The following is a 14,975-nucleotide window of genomic DNA, read 5'->3' on the forward strand; positions in this document are numbered from 1 at the left end:
ATCCTTAAAAATCGTCTAAAGTATTCACAATTCTAGATTTTCTATCTTCGACACTAGAAGGTTTTTTGATAACTTCTGTATTAGTATCTTGTTTTGATTTTATAGGAGATACAGCATTGGTTGTATTTACATAATTTGCATAAGAATATACACGTACAGCACCAACATAATTATTACCATTTTTATCAGTATAAGACCATCTTTTTATGGTTCTTATACCTCTTAAATTACCTTTAGTGGAAGTTGTTACCTTTTTAATAGTTTTATCTATTATATCCTTTATAACATCTTCTGTAATTTGCTCAGAACCATCACTAGTTTTAATAGTTTGTTTTATAGTTTTTTTTATAGAATCTCCCGTTTGTCTTTCATCTCTTAAGCTAACTTGAGTATTAACAAATTCTCTAATAGCTACATCTGCTTCAGATATAGCACTTTCTTGGGCATTTAATTTAATACGATTTACAATATTACTATCATTAGATGTTTTATTATAGCCCCAATTTCCATAGCTGATAATCAAAGGTTCTCCGTTTTCATCATACACCATACGAATTCCATATTCATTGATATAACCTTGAGTATCTTTTGGTAAAAATTCTTTAATAGGACTCCCTTTTCCTTTTATACTAGGAGTACGATTTTTTTGTATATCATCTGCAAACATTCGAGTTTTATCAGAAACTACTGCAATAACACCGACTTGATAATCTTCTCCATCACTTGTTTTTGTTACAAAAGTTTGCACAGGAACAAGACCGCTCATAGAGCCAAAAGCACTTATTATAGTTTTACTTATAAATTCATCTCTAAAAATTTCTTTTTTTCTCTCTTCTGTTAGTCCTTGAACATTCACACCTAACTCTTGCAAAGCTTTATCTAATTTTGCACCAGCTAATTGTGTTACTTTATCCATAATTTGAGACAAAGCGCCTCCTTTTGGAAGCTCTTCAAATTCTTTATTATTAGATGAGCTATCATCATAGAAATTAGATATTTTTTGATTTGCTATTCTTCCAAATGCATCTTTAATAAAATTTGATTGAATAGATTGCATAGCTCTTCTGTAGGCTAAATTTACTGCTTTAGCAAAATTCTTCGGATCATCTATAACTACAGAATTGCCTGTATAGAATGTTCTACCATTTTTAGTTTCTCCATAAGTTATACCTTGATTGCTTTCATACTCATCAAAATAATCTTGAGCTGTCTTATTTTTATTTTCTTTGTTTTCTATTGGAATATTCATTTCATTTTGAATTTTTACATCTTCTTGAGTAATCTCTATTTGTGGAGTAGCTTGAGCATAAAGAAAGCTTGCTACTAACAATGAACCAATAATAAATCTTTTTTTCATTTTCTACCCTTGTCAAATAATTTCTTAAGTTTAAAAATTTGTATAGAACAAATTATTACCAACTAACACTTTTGCTAGAACCAAGCTTATTAATCCTATTAGTTTTTTGCCATACGACTAAGCCGCTAACCTTTTCAGCTAATTTCATAACAAAAAAGTATTCCACTTGAGTTTTTCCATTACTTAATTTTATATTTTTTTGATCTAATCTACCTTGCAAAGTTAAAGACGCACTAATTTGCGTATGATCTTTTGAAATCGTAGCTTTATCATATCTATCATCATCTTTGTCATTCATAACATCATCTATATTATTTTGAGTAGCACTATCATTGCCTTGAGTAGCTGAAGCTGCAAATTTACCTGAATTTATGAGCTCTTCTACCATTAAATCAGTTAAATTTCTAGTATCTATTCGCAAAGCAGTATTATTTACCACATCATAAACTGCAACGATAGCCTTGCCTGAATTTCCTATTTTATTTACAACATAAGCTGAATTAAACAAGCTATTTAACATTTCTTTTGCAGTATTATCAAAATCTTCTCCAGTTAAGCCCATACTCAAAGAATCACCCTGTTTTAGCTTAGCCGCAGTCCCATCTACATAAGTTGGTTGTTGCATACAAGCACTAAATAAAATACCAATAGCCACAATACTTGTTAAGATTTTAATTTTTTTCATATTTTTTCCTTTTTATTTGATATATATTTTGTATTTTTTTACTCTTTTATCAGTAGCAATACTTTGCACAATATATTCTTGCTTGGCTAACAATCTAATAGTTTTATAGTTTCTATCTATGGTATTTTTTACTATAAAACCATCTTTATCAAACCATTCTATTTTATAAGAAAGTTTTTTATCAATTAAACTATAAAAGCTTATTTGGACTTCTAACAAACCTGCGTCGTTGATTCTTTCTTTGATACTTTTAACATTAGTATGTTTAAATTCACTAATATCTTGTGAAAATAAAAACATACAACTTAAAAGTAAAAAAAATATTTTTTTCATTTTTCTATTACGTTAATACTAGGTGTAATATTTGGTGCAAAAGAACGAATTATAACTAAAACATTCTTTTTTGGATCCACTTTTTGGTTAAATAACACCTCATTATTAGGTGCTTGAATAATAACACTACCATTATTTTTAACCATAGCAACTCCAATACTTTGTGGCAAACCTCTCCAAGATCTAACATCAGCTTTAGTTACCATTGCTGTTGTAATACCGCTAGCTAAACTTAAAATTCCTCCTGTTGAGTCATTATTAGCTACTGCTGCATTTACAATAACTTTTAAAATAGTAGAGCTAATAGCCTTTGCAACTATTGCTGGTTGCTCAAATTTAAATTCGCTTGCAACTACATCATCTAAATTTATCAATTTTGTAGTATTAATATCATTTACGCTAAGATGGTCAAAAGATTGACTTCTTTTTTTCAAGGTTGGCAATGCAATCGATACAGAGCTTATTTTATCATTTAAAAGCAATGGTAAAGTTAGCTTAAATTCATCTTTTATCACACCAAAGCCATTTTCATATACCACAAAAACATATTTTTCATTTTTTTTAGCAGAATTAATTACTTTCCATTCTTTATTAATCTCATTATTTTTAGAGTTTAAAATTCTAATTTCTTTAAACAAATCCTTAGCTATAGTATAATCTTGACTCATAAAATAAAATATTGAAGCTAAATAAGTTGCATAAGGATTAGTAAATTTTTCACTTGTTGAAAATTCTTTAAATAAATTGGCATATTGAGCATTTATTTCTTTAGCTGTATCGTTGAAATTTTTTGTAAAATTTGGATCTTCTTTTTTAGCTTTTTCTAAATCTGTTTTATTTTTAGCAATTTGAGTTTTAAAATAATCTTTTGCTCTATCTTGACGCAATAACGCCCTTTTAAATTCAACTCTAGCATTGTTATAATCGCCCTCGCTCATAAAATTAAGACCCTTATACACATTTACCATAATTCTTTCATATAAAGAACCATCATAATCTAACATACTATCGTTGATTAAAGTAGTGGCTGCGGTTTTTGTTATTTTTTCAGCTCCATTTTTTAAATCGACATCAACTTGATATGAATTTTCTACTTTATCAAAAAAATTATTACTAAGATTAAAATCACCGCAATTTCTCGCAATTAATCCAGCGTTTAATCCTACATAAATTGCATCATCTTTTTTATCTACTTTACTCATTTCTTGGGTAAAAAAATCATCTGAACATACTTTTTGTGTTAATTTTTGTTCTAAATTATTATTTATTTTTGCATGATCAGCACACGCGTTAAATAAAATAGCTGTTGTAGCTATGCCAAATAAAATTTTGACTTTCATAGTCTAATCCTTTTAAAATTAATTTATAAAACCCGCATTATATAATAAACAAAAAAAAAAAAATCAATACCCGCTAAAGGCCTACTAAAGATATTTTGTATCTTTAGTAGGAATGTTTAATCAAAGTTCTGGTTTTGGAGTGTTTTTACTTGCTTTTGGAAGTTGTGGATAAGTAATAGTTGGTTTTTTACCAGTTAAAGCATTTAAAAATGTTTCAATAGAAGCTGCTTCTTTATCAGAAATTTCTATACCAAGTTGAACACTACCCATTTCTTTGATAGCATCTTGTAATGACCATATAGCACCATTATGGAAATAAGGAGCTGTTTCAGCTATATTTCTTAAGGTAGGAGTTTTAACTAAGCCGTTAGCATCACCTTTAAAATCTCCAATATTTGCAAATTTATATTGTGCTGCCACTTGAAAAGCTTGCATACTTCCACCTAAATTTACACCTGTATGGCAAGTAACACATCCTTTATCAATGAAAGTTTTTAACCCTTCTTGCTCTTTTTTATTTAAAGCTCTTGTATCACCTTCTAAAAATTTATCAAATTTAGATGGAGTTAAAAGCGTTCTTTCAAAAGTCGCTATAGCATCAGCAATATTATCAAAAGTTACTCCGTCATTGCCATAAATTTTCTTAAATTCTTTTACATATTCTGGCATAGAAGCAATCTTTTCAACAGCTAATTTTGCTGGAGTTGCCATTTCAGGTTCTGCTTCGATAGGACCTTTTGCTTGATCTGCTAAAGTGCCTGCTCTACCATCCCAAAACTGAGTCGAATTTAAAACAGAATTGTAAGTAGTTGGAGAATTTAAATGATGAGGATTTTCCGTCCATCTGTGGCCAATAGCAGCTTCAACACCATCAGTGCCACCCATACCTAGATTATGACAGGTATTGCACGAAATCAAACCACTTTTTGAAAGTCTTGGTTCAAAATATAATTTTTTTCCAAGATTAACTTTTTCTTTAGAAAATTTACTTGCTTTAATACCCATTTGATCTAATAGTTTTTCAACTCCGGCTTGATCTTTTGGTAAAGGCATTAAACCAGCGGCTTTAGCTTCTTCTAGCAATGCTTTATCAGCAAATGCTGAAGTTGCAACTAATAATGAAGATGCAATAAGTAATGAAATTTTTTTCATCATTTTACTCCTAAAAATAAGATAAAATAAAGCCTATTAAATAAACTTTATAAAAATATATCCATAATTTTCTTTAAATAATATAAAAAATTATAATTAAAAGATAAAAATTATTATAAAAATACAATATTTATTAAATCTTATTTTCAGCGTTATTTTATTATCATTTGCAATCAGTATAAATATAGGAAAAATAATGGAAAATTTGATTATTTATCTTTTAGCATACCTTATAGGAGGCATTCCCTTTGGATTGATACTTGCTAAAATTTTTGCTAAAACTAATATCAAAAATTTAGGTAGCAAAAGTATTGGTGCAACAAATGTTTTAAGAGTTTTAAAAGAAAATAACCCTCAATTAGCTAAAAAACTTGCTATAGCTACAATAGCACTAGATGCCTTAAAAGGAATACTCCCGATTTTAATAGCTAAATTCTTAGGTTATGATGATAATATTTTATGGACTATGGCTGTTTTAGCAGTATTTGGGCACTGCTTTTCTCCATATTTAAAATTTGAAGGTGGCAAAGGAATCGCAACTGGAGCTGGAGTTTTAGTTTTATTTTTACCTTTAGAAATATTTAGTGCTTTTATAGCTTGGTTTCTTGTAGGAAAAATTTTTAAAATTTCTAGTTTAGCTTCACTTGTAGCTTTAATAATCTTAATAATTTCATCTTTTGTATTTCATTATGATATGCCAGTTATCAACACACACGCACCAATATTCATCATAGCTTTTATAGTAGTTTATAAGCATATTCCAAATATTATAAGATTAATAGGAAAAAAAGAATGCAAAGTCATATAAAAATCAGCTTAGAGCTTAAGTGTATCATAGGGCTTTTAGATTTTGAAAGAATTCAAGAACAAAATATTTTAATAGACTTAGAGCTTAAAAGTAAAAAATTTCTTGACTATGCAAAACTTTGCAAACGCTTAGAAAAAATTTATAAAAAGAAAAAATTTAAAACTATAGAAAAATCTTTAAAATACACGTGCAAAAATATCAAAAAACATCATAAAAAAGTCAAATTTATATCCATTACCTGCTATAAACCAGATATTATAACCAATGCTAAAGTTGGTGCTAGCTTGACTAAAAAATATTAAATTAAAACATTTTTAAAGAATTTTGAATATTTGCTTAATTTGTGATATACTTGCTTCCTAAAATTATCCTTAAAGGAATATAATGCGTATTTTAGTCGTAGAAGATGAAGCAACTCTAAATAAGACAATCTCAAATACCTTAAATGAATTTGGTTATCAAACAGACTCTTCAGAAAATTTTAAAGATGCTGAGTATTTTATAGGTATTAGACATTATGATTTAGTGCTAACAAATTGGTTGGTTGAAAATAGTGATGCAAGTGATTTGATTAATATAATTAAACAAAAATCACCAAGAACAGCTATTATCGCACTCTGCTCTAAAGTCGATAAAGATAGCGAAATCAAAGCTTTAAAAACTGGTGCTGATGATTTTATCAAAAAACCTTTAGATTATGATATTTTAATGGCAAGAATAGAAGCAAGACTTAGATTTGGTGGCACTAATGTTATAAAAATAGACGATTTGCTTATAGATCCAGATGAAGAAAAGATTACTTATCAAGGAAGAGATATAGAACTCAAAGGAAAGCCTTTTGAAGTTTTAACTCATCTTGCAAGACATTCTGATCAAATAGTATCTAAAGAACAGCTTTTAGATGCGATTTGGGAAGAGCCTGAGCTTGTTACTCCAAATGTCATAGAAGTAGCAATCAATCAAATAAGACAAAAAATGGATAAACCACTAAATATTTCCACTATAGAAACCGTGCGTCGCAGGGGATATCGCTTTTGTTTTCCTAAAAAAACAAACTAAAATTAAAATGAAATTTCATCTTAAGCCTTGAAATTTCATTTTCTTTCTTTTAAATTACATATAAGTTTTTATATAGTATAAGTTTTTTCATTATTTATAAAAAGGAAAAGAATGTCGCTTTTAATTACTAGAGAATGTATATCGTGTGATGCTTGTAGAGAGGAATGTCCTGATGAAGCAATATATGATAATGATCCAATTTATGTCATAGATCCTGATTTATGCACAGAATGTGTAAATGAATTTTCAGAGCCAGCTTGTATAGTGGCTTGTCCTGTTGATTGTATTATTCCAGATCCTGATAATGTTGAAAGCATTGAAGAACTTCGTTTAAAGCACAAAAATAAAGCTTATTGATGGCAAAAAAAACTGCAGTAATTGATCTTGGTTCAAATTCTATACGTATGGTGATTTTTGAAAGAACATCAAGGTATGGTTTTTATATTTGTAGTGAGTATAAAAAAAAGGTTCGCCTTGGAGAAAATGCTTATAACAATAACAAAATTCTCCAAGAAAATGCGATGAATAAAGCTGAACAGGCTTTAGCTTTTTTTAAAGAAAAAGCTTTAAAAGAAAAATGTAATAAAATTATTGCTGTTGGCACTTCAGCTTTAAGAGACGCACCAAATTCTAAAGTTTTTATCAAAAGAATTTTGAATAATATTGGTTTGAATATAAAATGTATTAGCGGTAAGGCAGAATCTTTCTTTGGCGGTCTTGCTGCTTTGAATTTATTATCAAATATACAAGAAGCTACCACTATAGATATAGGCGGTGGATCAACAGAATTATGTTTAATAAAAAATGGAAAAATTGTTGATTGTATTTCTTTAGATATTGGCACGGTGAGGTTTAAAGAGCTATTTTATGATCGTAAGAAATTTAGTGCCTTAGATAAACTTATGCAAGAAATTTTAATGCAAATTCCTAAAAAATTTCAAAATCACAATATCATAGCAATTGGTGGAAGTTTAAGGGCTATATCCACTTCTATTATGAAAAAAAATTCTTATCCGCTAAAAATACTTCACAATTTTTGTTATGAATTTGAAAAAGAAAAAAATCACATAGAAAAAATTTTAAATGCAAAAAATTTAGTTGATTTTAATATCAAAAAAGATCGCTTTGACACTATAAAAGAAGGTTGTATTATATTTCTTGCATTACTTAAAAATTTGAAAGCAAAAACAATCATCACCTCAGCCGTTGGAGTAAGAGAAGGTGTTTTTTTATCTAATATCCTTGCTAAATATAGCAAAATTAAAGAGCAAGTAGATGATTTTTCAAAATTTAATTCTAAATTTCCTCCAAATTTTAATCCGAGCTTAAAGTCTTTACAAGATCGCTTTAATGTGAATTATCCTAACAAAACTACATATTTTGCTAATAAAATTTTTGATACCTTAGAGCCTTTACACAAAATAGATAAATCATACAAAAAAGACTTACTTAATGCAGCAAAGCTATCTTTAATTGGAGAAAAATTGAATTTTTATTTTTCAAATGAGCATAGTGCTTATATGGCATTAAATGGATTGAATTTTGGATATTCTCATCAAGAATTAGCATTGATTTTTACTTTGTTAAAATTAGATGGTAAAAAAATAAATCTTTATGCAATGGAATATTTTAAAATTTTATTGCCAAGTATTCATATACTTTCGTGGCTAAATTTTATGCTTGCATTAGCAAAAAAACTTGCAAAAGACACAAGTGAAAATCTTAATTTTATACTAAAAAATCATACTTTGTATATTTATTCAGAAAATAAAGAGATATATTTTTCTAATGATGAAATTAAAAAAATAGCAAAACCAAAACTCATAGTCTTAGCGTTTAATCAAAAAGCATAGATTATTTTTGTTTTAATAACAAATTTTGTAATCTTTGCTTATTTTCTTCAAAATAAGAATTAAAATCTTTTTCTTTAGTTTCTTTAGTTTCTTTAAAATTTGATTTTAAAGAATTTTCATCTATTGATATTTGATTTGATTCTAAGATTATATTAGAATTTCCAACTATCATAGTATAGCGTTTCATTCCATACTCAAAAACTATAAGTTGATTGTGTCTATCAAGTGATTTTTGAAAAATTAGATTAAAATTTCTATCTAAAGGATATTTTTGTCTTAAATAAATTTTTAAAATCCACAACCCAAGAAGTAAAAGAATCAAAATACTCATCACTAAAATATAAGTTGTAAAATCATACTCATTTTGTTTAGTTTCAATCTGTGTTTTTTTAGTTTGCAAAGGCTCTTGTGTAAAAGTTCCTTCTTTTTGAATGCGTAATCTTAAAACATATTTATCGCCTACATTATCAGCTTTTAGCTCGACTTTTTCCCCTAAATCTAAAACTATTAAAGTCTTTTCTCCTTGAGAAAATATTTTAATCTTTTTTACAAGATTTGAATTTATAACTTTTTCTTCTTCTTTTGCAAGCTTTGCATTTAGCGTTATGATTAGAATATTGCCTTTTTTATTTTGACTTACACCGCTTTCATATGGAGCATTAAAAGAAAAGGTAATATCGACTCTATCGCCTCTTATGTAGGTATTATAGCCGATTATTTTTGCACTAAAAAGTGGTAAAACTAAAATACAAAGCAGTAAAAATCTCATTGCAATTCTTTTTTAAAATACTGCAACACTGACTTAGAATCTAAAATTTCATTTATCCTAATGGCGAGATTTTTTTCATACACCATTACCTCGCCTTTGCCAAAAATTCTTTTGTTTAAATAAAGCTCAACGCTTTCTCCTGCAGGCTTTTCAAGGTCTATGACTGAACCTACTTCAAGTTTTAATAACTCTTTTACGCTCATATTTGTCGTGCCAAGCTCACTAACAAAATCTACACTGATATCTAAAATTTCTTCATAAGATTGTAATAATCCTAGATGATCTTGATGATCTTCCATCATAAATTCTTATATCCTATTCTAAAGCTAGAATCTTTAAAGCTATAAGTAAATTTCTCTTTTAGCTTAATAGAAGAAAGCTTTTCTATGTGCCCTAAGTATTCTGGCACACCAAGTTTAAATTCGTCTTTTCCGTTAGCATCATTGAGTAATTTTTTAGTATAACCTACTACTTGATTAGCGACTTCTTTGACTAAATCTGCCAATCCATCTTCTTTTAACTCTTCATGTAATAAAAATAAAGCAATCTCGTTTAAAGCTTTTTTTTGAAAAAATAAATAAAAACTATATTCTTTATCTTTAAAATGTATAGGAATAGAAGCTCCATAAAGCTCCCCTTTTATGGTATTAACCGGCTCTATTTTAAGCTTTAAAACTTGCACAAAAAAATGATGAATGGAGTATTCTAAAGTCTTATTCATAATAAATCCTTAAAACTTAACTTTTAATGAAACGATTTTACTAAATAAACCCTTTAATCATAATTAATAATTTAACTATAAAATACATATAAAAATTCAATCAAGGTAGCGTAAGTGTTTATAAGAAATTTTGATTTAAATGAGAAAGTTTTTATTATAGCTGAACTTTCTGCTAATCACGCAAATAGTTTAGATACTGCCTTAAAGACTATCAAAGCGGCTAAAAAAGCAGGTGCTGATGCTATAAAATTGCAAACTTACACCCCAGATAGCTTGACTTTAAATTCAAATAAAGATGATTTTTTAATCAAAGATGGATTATGGAAAGGAAGAAAGCTTTATGAACTATACGAGGAGGCAAAGACTCCTTATAATTGGCACAAAGAGCTTTTTGAGTGTGCAAAAAAAGAAGATTTGATATGTTTTTCTAGTCCATTTAGTAAAGCAGATCTTGATTTTTTAAAACAATTTAATCCACCTGCTTATAAAATAGCTTCTTTTGAGGTTAATGATTATGATTTTGTAAGATACGTGGCAAAAGAGCAAAAGCCTACTTTAATATCAACTGGAATTGCTTATGAGGAAGAATTAGATGAAATTATAAAAATTTTTCAAGAAGAAAAAAATTCTAATCTAATTTTATTAAAATGCACTTCTGCTTATCCATCTAAAATACAAGATTTAAATTTAAATGCTATCACAACTTTAAAACAAAAATTTAAAACTACTATAGGCTTAAGCGATCATAGTGAAGGATTTTTAGCCCCTATTTTAGCGGTTGCATTAGGGGCTAGAGTGATAGAAAAGCATTTTATACTTGATAAAAATTTACAAAGTGCTGATGCTAAATTTAGTCTTGATTTTGATGAATTTAAACAAATGTGCTCTATGGTGCGTATAAGTGAGCAAGCTTTAGGAAAAAATGATTTAAATTTTGATGATAAAATCTTAAAAAATCGCCATTTTGCAAGGAGTTTATATGCTAGTAAAAATATAAAAAAAGGAGAAATTTTTACTTTAGATAATGTAAAAAGCATAAGACCTAGTTTGGGTTTGCATCCTAAATTTTTAAATTCTATTTTAGGTAAAAAAGCTACTAAGGATATAGAATTTGCTCAAGCTTTAAAAGAAAATGATTTTGAGGGAAACTAATGCAAGAAAATTTATTTGATAAAAATATTAATGCTTTACAAAATGAAAGATTAAAAGAAAAATTACAAAATTTTAATGAAAGAAAATTTCAAGTTCAAATAGGTAGTGATAGTTTAGATATCAATTTTATAAAAGAAAACTATGGGGGGGGGGTATAGCAAAATTTATGATAATGCTCTTTTGCAATTGCACGAAAAAATCAAATTTTATGATGATAAATATTTTTTATATCCTGTGCTGTATTTTTACGGCTTTGGTAATGGAATTTTATATAAAGTGCTATTGCAAAATAAACATCATCAAAAAATAGTAATTTTTGAAAAAGAATTAGAATTAATTTTTCTTAGTTTTCATTATGTTGATTTTAGCGATGAGTTAAAAAACAATTCTTTGATTATTTTAGATACTAATACCATAAACATTAATGATTTTAAAGTTATTTGTGCTCAATCCCCATTTTTTAATTTTTTACGAGTTTATTTTTTAGATTTACATTCTAATTATTATGAAAAATATCAAGAGGATATTTTAAAAATAAACACGCAAATGCAAGAAAATATAAAGCAAATTATTTATAGAATCGGCAATAGTCCGATGGATTCTTTAATTGGGGTGCAAAATTTCATACAAAATATCCCAAATATTGTCTCTAGTATCACTTTTAAAGAATTGCTTAAAAAAAGAAGTAATGCCGGAGAATACGCCATAATAGTCTCTACAGGTCCTTCTTTAATAAAACAATTACCACTTTTAAAGCAATACTCTAGCAAAGCTACGATTTTTTGTGCTGATAGTGCTTATCCTATACTAGCAAAATACAATATCAAGCCTGATTATGTTTTATCTTTAGAAAGAGTTGATTTTACTAGCGAATTTTTTAACAATGACTTTGGTGAATTTGATAAAGATATAATTTTTGTTTTAAAATCTTTAGTTCATAAAAATACTTTTAAATATCTAGAAAAAAAACAAGCCAATATAGCAACTATTTCTATGCAACTTTATTTTTTTCAGCAAATAAATTTAAATTCATATGGCTATATGTATATGGGGCAAAGTGTAGCTGTGATGGGTTATATGCTAGCAATGCACTTAAAATACAAAAATATCATCTTAATAGGGCAAGATTTAGCTTATTCAAGTGATGGTGCTTCACACCCTAAAGAGTATCATTATGGTGAATATGACACTTATGATCCTCAAAATATAGACTATAGTTTGACAACTTTAGCTTATGGCGGGAAAGCAAAGGTAAAAACTACAACAACTTGGAATTTATTTAGAAATCAACTCGAAGAAGCTATTTTTCATACAAAAGCAATGAATATCACCACCTATAATGCCACTGAAGGTGGAGCTAGGATAAAAGGAGCCATAGAAAAACCTTTTAAAGAACTTTGCGAAACACTTTTAAGTAAAAATAGCACAAAATCATTTAAAAATTTGGAAAAATTAAACGACAAAAAGCAAATAGAGTTAAAATTAAAAGCCTTTTATAATATACATCAAATAATAAAATTCTGTATAAATTTGGAAAAAGAATGTATAAATACTCACAATCACTTAAGTTTTTTAAGCTCTAATGAGCAAAATTTTCAAATTTTAATTAAAAAACTTGATGAATTTAAAGAAAAAATAGAGAAAAATCATATCTTAAGAATCATTGGCTCATCTATGAATGTGCAATTTGATTTAAATTTGGCTAGGATTTTTGTTTTAAATCCTAAAACTAAAGAAGATAGTTTTAATAAGACTTTATTATGGATACGAGAGCATTTAGAATGGATTATTTATCTTGAAGGACATACAAAAACTTTAAGAAAAGCCTTAGAAAATACTTCTTTATCTTTAGAGGAAAATTTAAAACAACACAATCTACTCAAACAAATTTCAAAAATAAAATCTACTAAATTGGGTCCAGGAATTTTAAATTTTCAAGCTATGAATTTTGTTTAATACCATTTTGCTATAATTAGCAAGATGGCTTAAAAATTTATAGGAAAAATATGAATAAAGAATTATTTTTAAAAAATACTCAAGCTTTATTTGCTGTGGATCAAATTTTAGCTTATGAGCTTAGAAAAATCTCAACAACTTTTCGTTTTAAACTAATACAAAATCAAATATTTGATGAAAAAAATCAAGTATTTTTAGATCAAAATCATAATTTTGATAAAGACAAATTTGAGCTTTATCCTGTTTTGTTTTTTTATGGCTTTGGCGATGGATTTTTTTTCAAGGAATTAATTACAAATAAAAATTTAAAACATATAATTATTTTTGAAAAAGAATTAGAAATTTTGTATTTAGCTTTTCATTTGTATGATTTTAGTCTTTTTTTGAAAAAAGAAAAATTGATTTTATTTTTTATGCCTCACATCACCACAGCACAGCTTAAAATTCTTTTTAATTACCCTAATATCAAACATACTATGAAAATTTTTAATTTTCATTTTTATAATGATTTTTACTTAAATTTTTATTCTAACGAAGCTAATTCTTTGCTTCAAAATTTGTTAAATATTATTAAAACTTTAGTTTTAAGTAGAGGCAATGACCCAAAAGATGCTTTAATGGGTATAAAACACAATGTTATTAATCTTGAAAAAATCATCTCTCATACACCTTTTCAAAATTTTTTAAAAGCAAAAAAACAAAAAGCAAAGAATGCTGTGATAGTAGCTACTGGACCTTCTCTTATAAAGCAACTTCCTTTGCTTAAAAAATATCAAGAAAATGTGGTAATTTTTAGTGCTGATAGTTCATACATTATACTCGAAAAATACAATATAAAGCCTGATTATGTTTTTTCTTTAGAAAGAGTTGATTTTACTAGTGAATTTTTTAATAATACTTTTAGCGAAGAATTTGATAAAGATATTTTATTTATCATATCTTCTTTGACTCACCCTAAAACTATAGAATATTTAGAAAAAAATAATAGAAATTATATGTTAGTTTTAAGACCTTTGTTTTTTGAAAGCAAACTTGGTATTAATGAATACGGATTTTTAGGAAGTGGTATAAGTGTGGCTAATATGGCTTATGAATTAGCCGGTGCTTTAAGGTTTGAAAATATTATTTTAATAGGGCAAGATTTAGCTTATGCAAAAGATGGCACTTCACACCCTAAAGAGCATTTATACGGAGAACAAGGAGACGAAGAGCTTTTTTATAAAAATATCTGTGCTTATGGTGGAGAGGGAGAAGTTAAGACCCAATTAACTTGGTATTTATTTTTAAAAAGCTTTGAAAAAGATGTAGCCTTAGCAAGAGATATTTTAAAAATTACAACTTATAATGCCACTGAGGGTGGAGCTAGGATAGAAGGGACTATAGAAAAGCCATTTAAAGAGCTTTGTGAAAATTTATTAACTCAAAAATTAGATAAAAAAGTATTTTTACAAACTCCAAAAAATATAGATAAAAAATTAAAAAAATGCAAAGAAACGATACAAAAACAAGTAAAACAAAGTGAAATTTTTATAAAAGAATGTCAAAAAGCTATTAAAGAAAAAAATATAGAAAAATTAGAAAAATTAAGGATAAAAATTCCAAAAAGTGATTTTTTTTCCGATATCTTACACGCTAGGTGTTATCAAAATGAATGCGAAGTTGTAAAATATAAAGTTAGTAAAGAAAAAGATACAAATTTATATTTACAAGAACAAATTAATTTTTTTGAAGAAATCATTCTTTATTTAGAAGAATACAATAAAACTATAAAAGAAAATTTGAAAGAGTAA

17 protein-coding genes are annotated in these 14,975 nt (G+C 27.2%); 9 read left to right on the top strand and 8 right to left on the bottom strand.

All coding sequences use genetic code 11. The features are described from left to right. Window positions 1-4 precede the first annotated feature (4 nt). The 5 genes from QZ429_RS01080 to QZ429_RS01100 form a co-directional block, all read right to left on the bottom strand. Entirely contained in the window at window positions 5-1,357 is a 1,353-nt protein-coding gene (locus tag QZ429_RS01080) for a DUF6844 domain-containing protein (RefSeq protein ID WP_291949745.1), read from the bottom strand. A 55-nt stretch (window positions 1,358-1,412) separates the two neighbouring features. Beyond that, on the bottom strand, window positions 1,413-2,042 hold the full coding sequence (gene lpoB, locus QZ429_RS01085; protein ID WP_291949748.1) for a penicillin-binding protein activator LpoB: 630 nt from the start codon (window positions 2,040-2,042) through the stop codon (window positions 1,413-1,415). 12 nt (window positions 2,043-2,054) lie between these two features. Further along, window positions 2,055-2,375 (bottom strand): YcfL family protein, encoded by a 321-nt coding sequence (locus QZ429_RS01090; RefSeq protein WP_291949750.1) that lies wholly within the window; start codon window positions 2,373-2,375, stop codon window positions 2,055-2,057. Then, on the bottom strand, window positions 2,372-3,715 hold the full coding sequence (locus QZ429_RS01095; protein ID WP_291949753.1) for a hypothetical protein: 1,344 nt from the start codon (window positions 3,713-3,715) through the stop codon (window positions 2,372-2,374). The genes QZ429_RS01090 and QZ429_RS01095 overlap by 4 nt, the downstream gene beginning before the upstream one ends. A 120-nt stretch (window positions 3,716-3,835) precedes the next feature. Next, a complete protein-coding gene (locus tag QZ429_RS01100; RefSeq protein WP_291949755.1) occupies window positions 3,836-4,867 on the bottom strand; it encodes a cytochrome-c peroxidase in 1,032 nt (343 codons plus the stop codon). 196 nt (window positions 4,868-5,063) lie between these two features. Between QZ429_RS01100 and plsY the strand changes: the two genes are divergently transcribed. The 5 genes from plsY to QZ429_RS01125 all read left to right on the top strand — a co-directional run bounded on the left by plsY (window position 5,064) and on the right by QZ429_RS01125 (window position 8,587). After that, complete coding sequence (gene plsY / locus QZ429_RS01105) at window positions 5,064-5,675, top strand: glycerol-3-phosphate 1-O-acyltransferase PlsY (protein WP_291949758.1); 612 nt, start codon at window positions 5,064-5,066, stop codon at window positions 5,673-5,675. Then, complete coding sequence (locus QZ429_RS01110) at window positions 5,660-5,977, top strand: dihydroneopterin aldolase (RefSeq protein WP_291949761.1); 318 nt, start codon at window positions 5,660-5,662, stop codon at window positions 5,975-5,977. Before plsY ends, QZ429_RS01110 begins: the two co-directional genes overlap by 16 nt. Window positions 5,978-6,059: 82 nt before the next feature. Then, entirely contained in the window at window positions 6,060-6,734 is a 675-nt protein-coding gene (gene hsrA, locus QZ429_RS01115; protein ID WP_291949764.1) for a homeostatic response regulator transcription factor HsrA, read from the top strand. A 111-nt stretch (window positions 6,735-6,845) separates the two neighbouring features. Then, the gene (locus tag QZ429_RS01120) at window positions 6,846-7,091 is read left to right on the top strand and encodes a YfhL family 4Fe-4S dicluster ferredoxin (RefSeq protein ID WP_291949767.1); all 246 of its coding nucleotides are present in this window, start codon (window positions 6,846-6,848) and stop codon (window positions 7,089-7,091) included. After that, window positions 7,091-8,587, top strand: a complete 1,497-nt coding sequence (locus QZ429_RS01125; RefSeq protein ID WP_291949770.1) for a Ppx/GppA phosphatase family protein — start codon at window positions 7,091-7,093, stop codon at window positions 8,585-8,587. The genes QZ429_RS01120 and QZ429_RS01125 overlap by 1 nt, the downstream gene beginning before the upstream one ends. Before the next feature lies 1 nt (window position 8,588). Here the strand turns inward: QZ429_RS01125 and QZ429_RS01130 are convergent, their stop codons facing one another. The 3 genes from QZ429_RS01130 to QZ429_RS01140 are packed head-to-tail and all read right to left on the bottom strand — an operon-like array spanning window position 8,589 to window position 10,077. Continuing rightward, window positions 8,589-9,356: a hypothetical protein gene (locus tag QZ429_RS01130; protein WP_291949773.1), complete on the bottom strand. Its 768-nt coding sequence runs from the start codon at window positions 9,354-9,356 to the stop codon at window positions 8,589-8,591. After that, a complete protein-coding gene (gene fliN / locus QZ429_RS01135) occupies window positions 9,353-9,658 on the bottom strand; it encodes a flagellar motor switch protein FliN (RefSeq protein WP_291949776.1) in 306 nt (101 codons plus the stop codon). Before fliN ends, QZ429_RS01130 begins: the two co-directional genes overlap by 4 nt. Next, on the bottom strand, window positions 9,655-10,077 hold the full coding sequence (locus QZ429_RS01140) for a chemotaxis protein CheX (RefSeq protein WP_291949779.1): 423 nt from the start codon (window positions 10,075-10,077) through the stop codon (window positions 9,655-9,657). The genes fliN and QZ429_RS01140 overlap by 4 nt, the downstream gene beginning before the upstream one ends. A 114-nt stretch (window positions 10,078-10,191) precedes the next feature. On the opposite strand from QZ429_RS01140, the gene pseI reads away from it, so the two are divergent. The 4 genes from pseI to QZ429_RS01160 all read left to right on the top strand — a co-directional run bounded on the left by pseI (window position 10,192) and on the right by QZ429_RS01160 (window position 14,975). Then, window positions 10,192-11,229 (top strand): pseudaminic acid synthase, encoded by a 1,038-nt coding sequence (gene pseI / locus QZ429_RS01145; protein ID WP_291949782.1) that lies wholly within the window; start codon window positions 10,192-10,194, stop codon window positions 11,227-11,229. After that, window positions 11,229-11,387: a hypothetical protein gene (locus QZ429_RS01150; RefSeq protein WP_291949783.1), complete on the top strand. Its 159-nt coding sequence runs from the start codon at window positions 11,229-11,231 to the stop codon at window positions 11,385-11,387. Before pseI ends, QZ429_RS01150 begins: the two co-directional genes overlap by 1 nt. 436 nt (window positions 11,388-11,823) lie before the next feature. Further along, window positions 11,824-13,185, top strand: coding sequence for a 6-hydroxymethylpterin diphosphokinase MptE-like protein (locus QZ429_RS01155; RefSeq protein ID WP_291949854.1), 1,362 nt, complete (start codon window positions 11,824-11,826; stop codon window positions 13,183-13,185). A 50-nt stretch (window positions 13,186-13,235) separates the two neighbouring features. Beyond that, on the top strand, window positions 13,236-14,975 hold the full coding sequence (locus QZ429_RS01160) for a 6-hydroxymethylpterin diphosphokinase MptE-like protein (protein ID WP_291949785.1): 1,740 nt from the start codon (window positions 13,236-13,238) through the stop codon (window positions 14,973-14,975).

This window comes from Campylobacter sp. (assembly GCF_020024835.1).
Lineage (GTDB): Bacteria > Campylobacterota > Campylobacteria > Campylobacterales > Campylobacteraceae > Campylobacter_D.

Coding starts and splice junctions, on each gene's coding strand:
- QZ429_RS01080 (WP_291949745.1), bottom strand. CDS start 1,357: ATGAAAAAAAGATTTATTATTGGTTCATTGTTAGTAGCAAGCTTTCTT.
- lpoB (WP_291949748.1), bottom strand. CDS start 2,042: ATGAAAAAAATTAAAATCTTAACAAGTATTGTGGCTATTGGTATTTTA.
- QZ429_RS01090 (WP_291949750.1), bottom strand. CDS start 2,375: ATGAAAAAAATATTTTTTTTACTTTTAAGTTGTATGTTTTTATTTTCA.
- QZ429_RS01095 (WP_291949753.1), bottom strand. CDS start 3,715: ATGAAAGTCAAAATTTTATTTGGCATAGCTACAACAGCTATTTTATTT.
- QZ429_RS01100 (WP_291949755.1), bottom strand. CDS start 4,867: ATGAAAAAAATTTCATTACTTATTGCATCTTCATTATTAGTTGCAACT.
- plsY (WP_291949758.1), top strand. CDS start 5,064: ATGGAAAATTTGATTATTTATCTTTTAGCATACCTTATAGGAGGCATT.
- QZ429_RS01110 (WP_291949761.1), top strand. CDS start 5,660: ATGCAAAGTCATATAAAAATCAGCTTAGAGCTTAAGTGTATCATAGGG.
- hsrA (WP_291949764.1), top strand. CDS start 6,060: ATGCGTATTTTAGTCGTAGAAGATGAAGCAACTCTAAATAAGACAATC.
- QZ429_RS01120 (WP_291949767.1), top strand. CDS start 6,846: ATGTCGCTTTTAATTACTAGAGAATGTATATCGTGTGATGCTTGTAGA.
- QZ429_RS01125 (WP_291949770.1), top strand. CDS start 7,091: ATGGCAAAAAAAACTGCAGTAATTGATCTTGGTTCAAATTCTATACGT.
- QZ429_RS01130 (WP_291949773.1), bottom strand. CDS start 9,356: ATGAGATTTTTACTGCTTTGTATTTTAGTTTTACCACTTTTTAGTGCA.
- fliN (WP_291949776.1), bottom strand. CDS start 9,658: ATGATGGAAGATCATCAAGATCATCTAGGATTATTACAATCTTATGAA.
- QZ429_RS01140 (WP_291949779.1), bottom strand. CDS start 10,077: ATGAATAAGACTTTAGAATACTCCATTCATCATTTTTTTGTGCAAGTT.
- QZ429_RS01150 (WP_291949783.1), top strand. CDS start 11,229: ATGCAAGAAAATTTATTTGATAAAAATATTAATGCTTTACAAAATGAA.
- QZ429_RS01155 (WP_291949854.1), top strand. CDS start 11,824: ATGGATTCTTTAATTGGGGTGCAAAATTTCATACAAAATATCCCAAAT.
- QZ429_RS01160 (WP_291949785.1), top strand. CDS start 13,236: ATGAATAAAGAATTATTTTTAAAAAATACTCAAGCTTTATTTGCTGTG.